The sequence below is a fragment of the Bdellovibrionales bacterium genome (assembly GCA_018266295.1).
GTDB lineage: Bacteria > Bdellovibrionota > Bdellovibrionia > Bdellovibrionales > Bdellovibrionaceae > JACMRP01.
Map to the genome: position 1 here is coordinate 171309 of JAFEAQ010000010.1, position 14027 is coordinate 185335.

General features: G+C 47.8%; 14 protein-coding genes. 7 read left to right on the top strand and 7 right to left on the bottom strand.

Translation table 11 applies throughout. The annotated features are described in order from the left end of the window. Positions 1-10 precede the first annotated feature (10 nt). The 6 genes from JSU04_08515 (at position 11) to JSU04_08540 (ending at position 4321) form a co-directional block, all read left to right on the top strand. A complete protein-coding gene (locus JSU04_08515; protein MBS1970338.1) occupies positions 11-577 on the top strand; it encodes a hypothetical protein in 567 nt (188 codons plus the stop codon). Continuing rightward, positions 574-1281 carry a MotA/TolQ/ExbB proton channel family protein gene (locus JSU04_08520; protein ID MBS1970339.1) on the top strand — a complete coding sequence of 236 codons (708 nt, stop codon included), beginning with the start codon at positions 574-576 and terminating at the stop codon, positions 1279-1281. The genes JSU04_08515 and JSU04_08520 overlap by 4 nt, the downstream gene beginning before the upstream one ends. Continuing rightward, complete coding sequence (locus JSU04_08525; protein MBS1970340.1) at positions 1268-1945, top strand: hypothetical protein; 678 nt, start codon at positions 1268-1270, stop codon at positions 1943-1945. The genes JSU04_08520 and JSU04_08525 overlap by 14 nt, the downstream gene beginning before the upstream one ends. Beyond that, positions 1942-3393: a hypothetical protein gene (locus JSU04_08530; GenBank protein ID MBS1970341.1), complete on the top strand. Its 1452-nt coding sequence runs from the start codon at positions 1942-1944 to the stop codon at positions 3391-3393. Before JSU04_08525 ends, JSU04_08530 begins: the two co-directional genes overlap by 4 nt. Further along, entirely contained in the window at positions 3380-3955 is a 576-nt protein-coding gene (locus JSU04_08535) for a hypothetical protein (GenBank protein MBS1970342.1), read from the top strand. The genes JSU04_08530 and JSU04_08535 overlap by 14 nt, the downstream gene beginning before the upstream one ends. Before the next feature lie 144 nt (positions 3956-4099). Continuing rightward, positions 4100-4321, top strand: coding sequence for a hypothetical protein (locus tag JSU04_08540; protein ID MBS1970343.1), 222 nt, complete (start codon positions 4100-4102; stop codon positions 4319-4321). Positions 4322-4325: 4 nt separating this feature from the next. On the opposite strand, the gene JSU04_08545 is transcribed toward JSU04_08540, so the two are convergent. The 6 genes from JSU04_08545 to JSU04_08570 all read right to left on the bottom strand — a co-directional run bounded on the left by JSU04_08545 (position 4326) and on the right by JSU04_08570 (position 11316). After that, positions 4326-7466, bottom strand: a complete 3141-nt coding sequence (locus tag JSU04_08545) for an efflux RND transporter permease subunit (protein ID MBS1970344.1) — start codon at positions 7464-7466, stop codon at positions 4326-4328. 11 nt (positions 7467-7477) lie between these two features. Continuing rightward, positions 7478-7924: a hypothetical protein gene (locus tag JSU04_08550; protein ID MBS1970345.1), complete on the bottom strand. Its 447-nt coding sequence runs from the start codon at positions 7922-7924 to the stop codon at positions 7478-7480. Further along, on the bottom strand, positions 7921-9165 hold the full coding sequence (locus tag JSU04_08555) for a TolC family protein (protein ID MBS1970346.1): 1245 nt from the start codon (positions 9163-9165) through the stop codon (positions 7921-7923). The genes JSU04_08550 and JSU04_08555 overlap by 4 nt, the downstream gene beginning before the upstream one ends. Positions 9166-9675: 510 nt before the next feature. Beyond that, a complete protein-coding gene (locus JSU04_08560) occupies positions 9676-10533 on the bottom strand; it encodes a hypothetical protein (GenBank protein MBS1970347.1) in 858 nt (285 codons plus the stop codon). Beyond that, positions 10533-10886, bottom strand: a complete 354-nt coding sequence (locus JSU04_08565) for a hypothetical protein (protein ID MBS1970348.1) — start codon at positions 10884-10886, stop codon at positions 10533-10535. Before JSU04_08565 ends, JSU04_08560 begins: the two co-directional genes overlap by 1 nt. A 100-nt stretch (positions 10887-10986) precedes the next feature. After that, positions 10987-11316 (bottom strand): hypothetical protein, encoded by a 330-nt coding sequence (locus JSU04_08570; GenBank protein MBS1970349.1) that lies wholly within the window; start codon positions 11314-11316, stop codon positions 10987-10989. A gap of 160 nt (positions 11317-11476) precedes the next feature. Here JSU04_08570 and JSU04_08575 point away from each other — a divergent pair, with 160 nt between their 5' ends. Further along, a complete protein-coding gene (locus tag JSU04_08575; protein MBS1970350.1) occupies positions 11477-12640 on the top strand; it encodes a DUF2029 domain-containing protein in 1164 nt (387 codons plus the stop codon). Positions 12641-12656: 16 nt separating this feature from the next. Here JSU04_08575 and JSU04_08580 read toward each other — a convergent pair whose 3' ends face one another. Next, complete coding sequence (locus JSU04_08580) at positions 12657-13553, bottom strand: hypothetical protein (protein ID MBS1970351.1); 897 nt, start codon at positions 13551-13553, stop codon at positions 12657-12659. Between the last annotated feature and the right edge of the window lie 474 nt (positions 13554-14027).

A 14027-nucleotide genomic window follows, 5' to 3' on the forward strand; every position in this document is an offset into this window, starting at 1 on the left:
AAAGACAAGCATGGACTCATTTAGTTTTAAATTTTTCTTTACAACAATTGTGATTTTGTTTGCGCACTCAGCTCATGCAACGGATGTTGTTTTTGAATCTGATGTTCAAATAAAGCGAAATGACCAAAACGGTTTTGAAATATTGAAGGCAGGTCAGAGCATTCCTCTGAAGGCCGGCGAATCGGTTTTCGCTCTCAATAATCAAAACATGCCAGTGCTTATCGTTGCTCCCGCAAAAGACAAAGGACGCGTTGTTGTTGCGGACTCAAATATGTCTTTGGCTATTCAGGCACAGCTTCAATCTTCTTTGCAAAAATCAACCAGCGAAATTATTGATGGCCTTCGTAAAGCCGAAGGCCTCATTCAGAAAAAAGATTTCACCCAAGCTTCGGCGATTATTTTATCTCTAAAGAGCAAATATAAAGACATCTCGTCGCTCCTGTTTATGAGTGGCACTCTGTCCTACTTACAAAATAATAAAAGTGCCGCGATTGAAGATCTGCAACGTGGCCTCAATCTTGATCCTAACAATGAACCTGCGAAGAAATTGCTCGCGCAATTAAGGGGTACGCCATGATCAGTTTACCGATTGGTGCCGTCCTCACGATTTTTATCTTCTTGATCTCAATGGGTTTTGGCAACCTGGGAATTTACTTTAACGCCCATTCGGCGATCCTTGTCGGCGGCGGAACGGTGGCGATTTTATTCTTCTCTTGCCCGAATGCGGTTTTGATGAACCTCGTTCGCGAAATTCGCGGCCTCTTTAAAGGTCACGACACTTTTGCCAACGTCAGCGATGATCTTGCAAAATTATCTAAGAACAAAGACTCCGCAACGACCTCTGGTGATGAACTCATCGCCTATGCAAAGGACATGTGGATGCAAGGGATCTCTCAGGATCTCTTTGTGGTACTTCTATCGCAAAAGCGCAAAGAGATCGAGCAACGATCTGTCGACGCGATTCAATGTCTTAAGAACTTAGCGAAGTACCCGCCGGCTCTCGGGATGGCTGGTACGGTTATGGGTATCGTGACGCTCTTTCAAAGTTTGGACGGCGGTAAAGACAAGATCGGTCCGGCCCTGGCCCTTGCGATGACCGCAACATTCTTTGGTCTGGCGATTGCCAATGGTATTGTGATGCCGCTATCAGACCGTCTACAGATCCGTCACTTGTCACAAACCCATTACTTGACGAATGTTTATCAAGTTTTGTTGCTGATTAACCAGGATGAGTCTTCTCACCTGATCGAAGAAGAGGTTCAGTACCGTGCGACGGCCTGAGAAGAGACTGCCAAGAATTGAACGCGACGAAGTCGCCCACGTCGGTGAGGATGAGAATCAGCACTTGTGGGCCGTTTCGTATTCGGATTTCTTGATGGTTCTTTTATCGTTCTTCATCCTTTTCTTCTCGGCCGAAGCGCCGCAGAAACAGAAATTGATCTTAGAATTAGCCAATCACTTTACGACTCCGAACGCAGGACCGGGCTCTGGCTCCGGTCAAGGCACCGGCATCGGCCCCGACGGCAATCGCCGCATGCCTTCCGGTGTGTTTGAACAGCTCAAAGGATTAAATGTCACCGTCGACAAAGAAAAAGAAAGTTTGATTATCAATTTTCCGAACGACCTCTATGGCCCGGGCAAGCACCGCATTGAACATGACAAGGCCGCAATGATTGAGAACTTCTTAAACGTCATGAAACCTTATCAAGGCCAAGTAAATCTGTATTTTGAAGGCCACGCCGACACGGCTCCTTTGAAAATTCACAAAAATGAAATCGTCGTCGACAACTTTGTTTTAAGCAGTTTACGTGCTTCGTCGGCATTAGGAATGGCTCGGGAAATGGGTTTTTCCGAAAAGAACATGTTCATTCAAGCCAACTCCTCTAACTTAAGAAATTCCAGATCCCTTTCGATTCGAATCGAACCTCGCGGAGAAGTTCTATGAGAAATATTATGAAACATTTCCTATTGCTGGTGCTTCTAACCGGCTCTGCTGTGACTGCACAAGCCGACCTACTTGATCGTATGCGTCTGGAAGACACACTTAAAAACCGCATTGAAGATGCGTTTCGCCTGTATGATCCAAAAGCCAAGGCCCTGATTCGTTTTGACTATAAAACTTTTAGCGGGACTCTCCCCGGCACGTCGATTGAAACTCAGGGACAAGTCAATCCCTACAACATTGATTCCGGCGACATCAATCGCGTGACTATTGAGATCTTCACAGATCTTGAAGAAACGCCGGCGGAAGCCAAAGACTATGTTCTTCGTGTGATCCCTATTGAAAAATCCAAAGTTTTTGTCGAATACAAAAAACTAAAAACTCAGTTCCCGAAAGACATCCCACGGCCCCATCTCGATCCCGAAGCGCTGTCGACCATTGCGCATGATACAATGTCGACCATGGCAAAAACCATGGGCGCCATTTTTGGCGGCTGCATGCTCTTATGCTTCGGCTTCATGTTCCACCAGAACTCGAAAAAACTCAAAGAGTTCAAATCGCAGATCCAACTCTTAACGACGGCTCTTTCAGAAAACGCTTCAGGCCCCGCGCCGACACCGGTTGCTGCGACGAAGGCACAAGGCAGTTCCGCTTATGGTGGCGGAGGGGGCGGTTCCAAAGAATTCGGTTCACTCAAGAACCTGCAGCTTGAGAGTCTGAAGGAAATTTTTGCGGACTGCTACTGGTGCCGCGAGGATGCCTATGCCCACTGGTTGTGGAAAAACATCGAGGGTGCTCAGAAAAAATCATTGATGGAGCAGTTCTCACTCATGAAGGACTACTCTCTTTATTTTGTCACGATTCAACCACATGAGATGTCTTACCATGAACATCCGTTTTATATGGATCCGCAAAGCTTGCTATGGACCTCACAAGAGGACCTAAGCGCCCAGATTCGCAAAGACTTTAGCCTGTGGCATTTTGTGAGCCCGATGCGCCAGCAGAATTTGCCGTTAAGCCTCGAAGAGCGTCTGCAAGCTGTGCAAACCAAGCCCGAAGGAAAGAAATCCTCTTTTGATAGCAAACAACAAAGCCCCCACCGCGTTTTAGAAACCAAGCTCTCTTGGGGGGAAATCTCTTCCGAGGATGAAGCGGCTTTGTACAGTCATCCTGAGATGGTGCCGGTATCCCTGCGCGAGAACATCCAAACACTGGTTTGGCTCGCACAAAAAGACGATGCATTTATTCAAAAAACATTGTCACGCTATGATGCACGCTCTTTGGCCTCAGCCTGGGTCGGACCGGAAGCTGTGCTGAAAAAGCTCGAAGCGCAATTACCAGAGAAGAAGCTAAAGCTTTTATTGAACTACCGAGAAAAAACAGCCCCTAGCCGTCATTCCGATGTTTACGCGAGTCTTGTTGCCGAAGGGTTTAAGAATGAAGCTGCTTAGTGCGCTTTTATTTTCTCAGCTTGTCTGCGTCAGCGCCCTTGCCATGGATATGCGCACGGATCTCTCAAAGACAAAGAGCTTCCTCACCGCCTCCGGTGAAGCAGCTCAGTTCACTTTGGACGAAGGCCAAATCGCGGGCTCGGGCCTGAAAGTGGATTTCACAAATTCATTTTCTGATAAAATCGCTCTGGAAGTCTATTTAGCCTCGGCGATTAACACAGCCGGCGGCGCAAGCTTTACCGGAATCGGGGGCTACACGTACTACAACGTTCTTGGCGAGTGTTGCGCCACGGTCCGCACAGTGGCTGTCGACGGCAAGCCGATGGTCACCGAGACTTCTTTACGCGGTCAAAACCTGCAAATCGGTCTCGGTCTTGATCAGTACTTTCTCAACGGCTCAAAAAGCGTTTACTCCGCTTCAGGCTTGGGCCTCTCTGTGGTTTATCAGTTTCCGCTTTTTAATTACAATTTTAAAACCGAAGCCCGTCACTCACAGATGACAGCAGGTCAGAATAAGATCCAAGGCAATTTCTTCAGCTTTGGCGTCGTTTTCGCTCTTTAAATCGCATCACGGTCCAGTCCGCACCTGATCAACAGAACCAAGGTCTGTTTGTCGAGGCTGACTATTCGACATTGTTCTCTCCCCGGCCTATGCTTAAAGGAGTTCCCCGATTTACATCTTTAGTGACATTGGAGAAAGCATCCTATGAGTCAACCCGGCGCCACTTCCAAAGCCTCTAAAAAGAATCAAACTACTATCCCCCTCAGAGTCCGCAAAGCCCTAAAAATCGCTAAGGGCGACACACTGCTTTGGACCATTAACGGTGACGAAGTTTCAATTCGTATCATCGGTAAAGATAAAAAAGACTCCACCAAAGCACCGGATATGTCTCTGCTTGAGTGGAGTCTGAAAGAAATTGATCTGTAGTTTCCTAGTGCGCGACGCGGGCTTTAAATTTATTTTCAAAAATCGAATACAAGATCGGTAAAACAAAAAGTGTGAGCAAAGTCGATGAGACAATGCCTCCGATAACCACCGCTGCGAGGGGTTTTTGAACTTCGGCACCGATGCTGGTTGAAAGCATCATAGGTAAAAATCCAAAAATGGCCACAAGGGCTGTCATCAAAACCGGTCGCAGGCGTATGAGCGTCCCTTGAACCACGAGATCCTTTCCGGACTTTCCCTCAAGCTTTAACTGATTGAAGTAATTAACTAAGACAACCCCGTTCAGAACCGCGATTCCCGAAAGAGCGATAAATCCAACCCCCGCGGAAATACTAAATGGCAGCTGATTCAAGATAAGCCCGATAACTCCGCCGACAAGGGCAAAAGGAATGCAGCAGAAAATCAGCAACGTCTGCCCGACACTTCTAAAGGCCGCAAAGATCATCAAAAGCACAAGCCCCAGTGCAATCGGCGTCAACACCAATAATCTTGTGCGAGCCTCCTGCAAGTTTTTAAAGTTTCCACCCCATTGGATATAATATCCCTGAGGAAGAGCGACTTCTTTCTCGACGATCTTTTGAGCTTCATTGACGAAACTTTCAGTATCTCGGCCGCGAAGATTGATGAGCACCGCCGAACGACGATTGGAATCTTCACGATTGATGGAACCAAAGGTTTCGGCAAACTTCGAGCTCGCTAAGGTCGATAGCGGAGTCGTGGTGTTAGAGCCAATTCCCACAGGCAAAGCACGAATCGTTGCCAGATCCGAACGTTCTTCCTCGCTGAGTCTTACGACGATAGGAAACTTCTTCTCGTTTTGATAAAGAAATCCGGCTTCTTGCCCGCCAAGAGCAATCGCCACCGTGCTTAGAATGTCCGACACGCTTGCACCGTATCTCTTAACCGCCGAATCTATCGGAACGACACGAAGAACCGGGCTGGTTCCCGCAAGGTCGACTTCGACGTCACCGGCGCCGGGAACTCTTAAGACCACTTCCTGAATCTGTTTTGCGATTTCCATATTTTTTTGCAAATCAGGCCCAAAGACTTTTACAGCAACATCGGCCCTGGTCCCTTCTAGCAATTCATTAAACCTCATCTGAATGGGCTGAGAGGCTAAGTATGACTGACCAGGAAGTTCCTTCTCGAGTCTTTCAATAATCGCTTTCACGAGGCTTGCGTAAGTGTGCTTTGTACCTTCATTACTAGTCCCCCATTGATTGCGAGACTTCAGCATGATGTAGGTATCAGAGATATTTACACCCATCGGGTCTGTTGCAACCTCACTGGTCCCGATGCGTGAGAACACGTCTTCGACCTCTGGAAACTCTTTAATGATTCCCTCTGCCTTCAGCTGAAAGGCAATAGATTGATCCAGACTCAAATTCACCGGACGAATCATATGAAATGCGTAGGAACCTTCACTTAATTGCGGCAAGAACTCCGACCCCAGGCGAGCAAACAGAATCCCACCCAGAACAACCGCTGCAAGTGACAATACAATCGCCGTTTTTTTAAAGACAAAGGTCGCTTCTAAAATAGGCTTATAGAGCGCGCGAATCCATCCCATGATTCTTGGCTCCTTGCCTTCGTCATTAGAAGACAGAAAAAGACTCGCCAGTGCCGGTGCCGTTGTAAACGAAAGCACCAAAGCTGCAAGCACCGCGATTGAAAATGTCGCGGCCATCGGCTTAAACATCTTTCCTTCGACGCCCACAAGCGCAAACACCGGCAGGAAGACCATCACGACGATCAGCTGACCAAACCCCGCGGCCTTGCGGATTTCAATCGAGGCTTCAACGATCGTTTCTTTGATTTCTTCTTTACTGAGTTTCCGTTTGTACTGCTTAGCCCGCTCATGAATCATGCGAACACAGTTATCGACCAGAATCACCGTCCCATCGACGATAATACCGAAATCCAAAGCGCCAAGACTCATCAGATTTCCGGAAATCCCAAGGGGCTTCATGATTAAAAACGTGATCAGCAGTGAAAACGGAATCGTCAACGCCGTGATGACAGCGGCTCTGATATTTCCGACAAGCAGGAAGAGCACGATGATCACCAACCCTGCCCCTAAGAGCAAATTATGCTCTACGGTCCCAAGAGTGGCATTGACAAGGTCCGAACGGTTATAAACCGTCTTTAAAACAAATCCCTCGGGCAGAGTTTTACGAATTTCTTCGACCTTATCATGAACACGTGTGGAAACGGTTCGGCTATTTTCACCGAGCAACATCATCACCGTGCCAAGCACGGTTTCCTGACCGTTATAAGTGGCGGCTCCCGTTCTTAATTCCTTTCCGAGACGCACTCTCGCAATGTCCCCGATAGTAATGACTTTAAAAGAATCCAGCTGCTTGACCGGTGCCTGTTCAATATCTTCAGGACCCTTAAAAAGCCCAATGCCCTGAACCAGGAATTGTTCCGCCGTCTGAGAAATATATCCGCCACCGACATTCTTATTCACTTTTTCAAGTGCGGTAACGATGTCTTCGAAGTGAATTCCGTAGGACGCCATTTTCTTAATATCCGGCTGAACGTGGTACTGTCTTTCAAATCCCCCCGTGGTGTTGATTTCAGCCACTCCTTCGACTGTGAGTAAGCGCGGCTTCACAAACCAGTCCTGCACTTCCCGGACCTGCATCATTTGCTTTAAGCGCTCACTTGCATCTGAGGACGGCTTTGCAACATCCAAAGCGTATTGAAAGATTTCACCCAGCCCCGTTGAAATGGGGCCCAACTTTGCTTCGGCCCCTGAAGGCAGCTCCGGCAAAACTCCCTGCAATCTCTCAGTCACCATTTGGCGCGCCCGATAGATTTCGACTTCGTCCTTAAACACGATGGTCACCTGAGACAACCCAAAGCGCGTGATCGAGCGGACTTGCTCGACTCCGGCAATACCCCTCATCGCGGACTCCACCGGATAAGTGATACTGCGCTCGATCTCTTCGGGTGCTAAGCCCTCAATGACCGTGTTTACCTGAACTTGATTATTGGTAATATCCGGGACGGCGTCGATCGGCAGGTGTTGAAACGCGTACAAGCCTGCAAGTGCGATTCCCAGAGTCAAAAGAATAACTAAAAACCTATTATAGACTGAAAAACGAATGATATTATTAATCATATAAACCTCTACTAGTGCCCATGTCCTTCTTCTCCAGAAGAGAAGGCGGACAATTCTGCTGCACGTAAAAACCCAAGGCCACTCGTGACAATCTCATCACCGACTTTGAGTTCCTTTGACTTGATTTTTAATTTTCCAGCGGACTTCGAAACTGTGGTGAAATCGATGCGCTTATAAAAACCATCACGCAATCTATAGATATTCACCTCTTCACCGGAAACGAGAATGGCTTTACTTGGAATCTCCCATTCAGAAGGGTTCGAACTCAGCTTCAGAGTTTGTAGGGCAAAGTTTTTTATGGCCTCAGAAGACAGCTTAATTCCGTCATGCTCATCGGCGGCCGTAATCCCCTTATCCGGTCCCACCGCCGGCGACACCGCCTCTTCTTCGTCGGCTAAAGATAAGTGCGGTTGAAATAAAAATAGAATACCGAGTGCGGCTAAAATTATTTTTTTCATAGAGCAAACTCCATCGCTTCGCCGTCAATAAAACGAATGTCTAAATAGTTCTCGAGTGTTTTGAGTTCTCGTTCATTCCTAGTTTTTTCAAATTCAACGAGGCTTCGATGGGCCTCGATCACAAGACTGCTGGGAACAAGGCCACGATAGAAATGCCCCTCGATTTTCTTGTGGCGTTTTTCTTGAGACAAGCCACTTGACGAAGCTTTGAGCAGCCTGACCGAGCTTACGTACTGCTTAAACAGCGTCTCGCGCAGGTTGTGCAATTCGGTAAGAGCAAAATCACGGCGGACCTCCGCGGTCTTAACATTCGCAGCAGCAGTGGCTCGACCGCCTTGATTCAGACTTAGCAACGGTAGCGGCATACTGAAGTTGATACCAACTTGACTTGAAGTTACATCCCCGTCAGAGACTCGTTTCATAGACGGCCCCACACTCAGAGCTGGAAACACTTCACTGCGGGCTTTTGCAAGCTCTGCCTGGGACATTCCGACTTCTGCTTCATAAATTGCAAGCAGTGGTGAGCTGTTGATTTTTTCAGATTTCTCTGAAATCTCTGGCCAGTTTTTCACCCTTGCCGGCAGATTCAATTTGAAATCAGCTAAGGGCTTTCCGAGTGAGAGCTTAAAGAACGAGTCAATCTTTGTGATCTCTTCGATGATTTCTTGCTTTTTAAAAACATAATCTGACTTCGCAAGGTCAAAAACCTCGACGGTGACTTCTTGTTCCGGTGAAAGCTTTGGACGCTGCTGATACTGACGAACGAGTTTTGAAAAGACGGCAATAGACTCATCGACCATCTCGGCCTCTTCGTATAACTGACGAAGCCGCGTTAAATGCAAAATCACTTGCTTACGGACCTCGGCGCGAACCTTCGTAAGCTCCGCCTCGGCCTTTTTGACTTCGGATTCAGCAAGGGACTTTCTTGCAGAACGTCCACCACCGACCTCGATCGGAAAAGCCAAGCTCACGTCGAATTCCGACTGATTTTGCCCGGAGTTTTTGCCTGCAACATACTCCGATGACAGTTCAGGATTTAAAAGCTGCGAAGACTGCCCGACTGCGGCCTTCTTTGAGTTTAAGTAAGATTCGGCCTTTAAAACTTCAGGCGATCTACTTTCTGCACATAAAACCATTTGATTTGCATTATTAACGGCAACGCAAGGGTCCTCGACTGCCAATGCGCCCATGGGCGCCAAGGTCATAACCATTGCAAGTGCCGCCTTTTTAAAAAGCGACATAAAAACCTCTATAAAATGTGATTGAGAAAGTAAGGCTTAACGGAGGTTAAGCGTTTTTCGGAGGCTGATAAGGCACATCTAAGAACCGATCGTGCGGTCTCTTAAACTTTAAAATGTAGTCCACTTTCATGGAGTGGGCGAAAGAAAGTCCGGAAATAACCGGCACAACGACATTGGAACAATGACCAAAGTGACAAACGCTCTGTGAACAATCATCGACAGGAGAACTGCTGCTATGGGTATTTTTTTGATAGACACTCACAAGAGAGGCCCCATCACTGTGATCACAAATAGCAAAAGATGATAAGATCAGCGTACCGAAGAGCACGCTGATAGAGAACCAAGTTAATAATAAAAATGTTCTGCTTTTTGTCACTTTAAACAATATACCAATCTTCAATAGGGGCATCAACATCTTAGGTTGAAACATCCAAAATGAGAAGCCAATGAGTTTATGGGCGACCTGAACTGTACAGCCGGCCGCCCATAAAAACCCCTTTAGAACTTTCCTTAGAAGCTCGCCAACATGCTTACGCTGTAAGTGACTTCCTCCGCACGGTACAAACTTGATTGCAAACTTCGAGAATCCGGCCTGAGACCATTTTGTCGTGTCGCCACAGAGTTTGTGATATCGGGAACAAAGAGCACGGGCCCTACGGTCACGTACATCCCCGTACTGATATCTAAGGTCTCATCCAACAGGCTGAGACTGCTCGTTCGCCAGTCTTCTGTTGTGCCAATCCCCTGATAAAAGGACACATTGTCGGACAAAGAATAAGAAAGACTCACCCCATGAATGAGAGTCGTGTGGGAAAACTTCTCCTTCCCGTCTTGACTGATGGATTGGGGAGTAAAACCCTGGCGCGGGTCTAAAAAGTAAGTCACACTCCAACGCGGGTTGAGCGTCCAGTTCACGTAAGCAGTCAAACGGAACTTACCGTTGCTTCTTTCGGCAATCGCCTTGTCCGTGACAGGCAGATAAAACCATACAAGCGGGACGATTTCATCTGACCCCAACAATCCGGGCGTCTTAAACGAGTAAGTCACGACGGAATTGGATCTCTCGAACTTGCTACCACTGTCACTATCGCGCGTATATGTAAAATACTGACGAAAACCCCACTTGGTTGTCTCACTGGTCTTATAGGTCAGCCCCAGCGCATTGGTCGTATTGACGGCCGCATGGGAATTTCGGTCACGAATATCTGAAGCGCTCATATCAACAGCCGAGATGGCCAAGAAACCGACGTTGGATTTCGGTTTCACCACAGTGTTTACCGTGGTCGTCGTTGTCGTGGGCGCTGACTGTTGCTGAGCCAACCCTTCCATCGCAAAGAAAATAAGCGGCAAAGTGAATAACTTCTTCATTATTTTGCCCCGTTCTTAAGAACTTCGTACTCAGTCTCTGCGTCTATACCTGTGCCTTGCTTAAACTCGACTGTTGCCATTTGGTCCGTGACTCCGACGACCTTTCCAATGGAAGCAAGTTGACGAACGCAATTCACTCTTTCTCGATCTTTAAAATTTTTTGTGGCGCATGTTTTATTTAAAGCTGTGATCTCGGCCCCTTTTTCAGGGATTACCGATTCGTTGAATTTGATTTTTACCTGCGTAGAACCATCTTCAAAATGAAGGGGTTTGCTCTCTGAGCGGTAATAAGTTGTGGTACATGCGGTCGCTGCAAAAGAAAGGCAAATAAGTGCCATTACGTATTTTTTCATACATCTCTCCGAGCCAAAGGAATGCCGTTCAAATCGGGCCCACCCATTTGGCTAATAAATATTTAATTTTTAAAATTTCGAACTTAGCTATAAGACGTCGCTAAGCAATCGGAGGGCGCTTTTGAGTTTCAAAAACCATGCTGAGATAGTTAAACATGTAGTCCAAATTAGGAGTGCCAACTTGAACATCTAAAGACACAGCGACTTGCTGAGTGTAGTCGAAAGAACAATGGCCGGAATGACCAAAGTGACAAACGTGCTCGCCTTGGCTGTCATCCACGGGATCCGCTTGGTGAGAATAATCCGCAGCCACCATCGCCGTAATGACGGAAGTGCTTTCTTTATTTGAATTCAATTTACAATGAATGCCCGCTAGCGAGGTCATCGAGAAGATAATAAAAGAAAGAAAAAGGGCAACCGTTACTTTCATCCCGAATATTAGTAACGTCGATTCTTTTTAATTTCAACTGATTTAAATTAGCTTGTAATAATAGCCACTTGCCAGAGGCGCATGAAAAGGTCTAGTGCGCAATTGCGTGTATGACTCTGACAATCCCGTTTGCTAAGGTAATAAGATCAACTGAGGCAGAATGGCGTATCTTAAAAGAAACTCTAGCATTCTTTCTATCTTAGGTATTTTGTTTTTTCTCGCAGGCTTACTTTGGAATGCCTGCAATCACGGCGGCGATTTTAAAGTTTTCTATCTCGCCGGCGAACGCTTCCTCACTCATCAATCTGTCTACAATCCGGCCGACGGCTGGTCGCCGTTTAAGTACCACCCTGCCTGGGCCGTGGTTTTTTCGCTATGGTCCCTGCTCCCTTTTACCCTGGCGACCCTGGCTTTTAATGCGGTCAACATGGGCTTGTGGATTTGGGCGGCCCACTCTTGGAGTAAGCTCCTTAACTATAAAATCACCACGACAAGTTTCTTAATCCTGGTCGTCTTAAGCCTGAATGCGATGTCAGCAGAAACGGCTTACGGGCAAATCAACGGCCTTCTCTTTTGGGGCGCGACTCAGATTTTCTTGTGGCTAGAGGACTCGACTCAAAAACCTTTCCGCAGCGGCTTGCTCTTAGCTGTGCTGATCAGCCTCAAACTCAATTTAGGCATCCTGCTGTTCTATGCTCTTTACAAAAACTGGCGCACGGCTTTGGGACTTCTCGGCGGCGCTTTGGTTTTGCATGGTATTGTCAGCTTAAGCTTTGGCGACATCGTCAACTGGGGTCTTTATCACTCGTGGCTCGATCTCTTGATGACTCAGTCAAAGGAACAATTCAACACGTTTGAAGTGCAAAGCGTTCTCCGCGTGTGCTACGTCCTCTTTGGTGAGAGCCTTGCAAAAACGATCTGGGCCGGCCTCTTGGGACTCGCCGTGGTGCTGGGAATTTATTTGGATAGAACTCACAAGCACGAGAATCCACAGCAGAGAACCGCGCTGGCGGGAGGCTATTGGCTTGCGATCATCTTCTTCTTTTCGCCGCTCGCATGGTGGTATCAGGTCTTGTACCTTTTCCCGCTCGCGTTTTTGCTCCTAAAGAACTCAACGTTGCCAAAAGCACAGTGGCTTGCGCGCATTTGCCTGTGCAGCTTTGCATTCATTAGCTTTAACACCATCGGCCGCGCCGGAATCTTCAGCTACAAATTTTATATGGGATATTTCGCAGCCGGTATGATCCTGTGGCTCTACTTCCTGTGGGACCGCGTCCGTCCCGCACAAGCACAGATTTCACTCTCTGCCGAAAAGGCCGCTTGAGCGCAGCGATCTCTATCTAACGTCGATAGGTCAGAATAATCTGGCCGCCGCCGCCACTTCCAGAAACGCCGCCGCCATTCCCCGAGCTCCCACCCGCGGATCCTGCGCCACCGCCAGGAAAACCACCAGCTCCGCCCGCAGCTCCCGCAGCAGCGCCAGAACTAGCGCCTCCTCCGCCGCCGCCACCGCCACCATTTTGGTTTGACACACCGGCAGATCCTACAGTGGGAGAAGCACCCGACGTACCCGCACTACCTCCAGCTCCGCCCCCGTTTGCAGCACCGCCGGCAGCGCCAAAGGAATCACTCGGAGGGCTGGCCCCATTGGCACCTGCGCCCGTCGGAGAACCCGCGGCGCCACCACCAGCACCGGGAAAATAACTAGGATTGTTGCCGCCAGCACCGCCAGCATAAAGCACATCACCTACGGAAGACGCCGTCGCGCCACCAGCGCCGCCCAAATAGTTAGTTCCATCTTGAATAGAACCTCGCCCACCTTGGGCCAACACCGTGCCTGTACTCGAAAACCAAGTATCGCCCCCATTGGTACCAGGCGCATTGTTGCCAGAAGTGCCGCCGGCACCAATCGAGTAAGTGATACTGTTACCAGGTGTCACGGCGAGATTATTTTTCTTCGCGTAAGCACCGCCGCCGCCCGCACCATATGCAGACCAACTCGAAGCTCCAGCAGCACCTCCGCCAGCCCCCCAGCACTCCACAGAGATAAGAGTCGTCACTCCAGATGGCACGATCCAACTCGTCCCCGAAGTGAGAACCACGGTGTTCATTTGGTTTCGGAAAAAGGCCATTGGGATTGTTTGCGCTAAGATCTGTGATCCGCAGAAAAGACAAATCAGAAGTCCGGCGCAACGTCGATGAAGAATACTTTTGAAGATGAAAATGAGAGAATCCATTGGGACTATGTTGACAGTCACAGCCGTCCGCATGCCAACACAAACTCAATAGTGGAATGAATTCTGCTGCAATTGTGCAGCGAGAGCTTTGCTATCCATGAGGTTGGTACAGCTTTAATTAGTCTGATTTATACGAATATGCATGGGCTTGTATGCTCCAACGAAATCATCGAATAAAGCCCTGCGTTCCAAGGTGTTCCCTACGGTACATTTCAAGCAAACACTAAACTGGATATGGTTCCATTAGTTTGTCATATCGTTAAATGAGAAATAACATTAAAGCCAATCATACGAATTTTTTTAAGCATTGATTCGGATGTGAATGATCAGCTTTCGAGGAAGAACCATGAAGAGAGAGAAAAAAATAACCGTTAAGAGAAGTATCAGGAGAAATATTAAGAGAAGATTGTTCTTAAAGCGATTATTTGGTTTTGGATTTGTTGTGAATCAAGCCTCTTTACTACGGCCAGTATC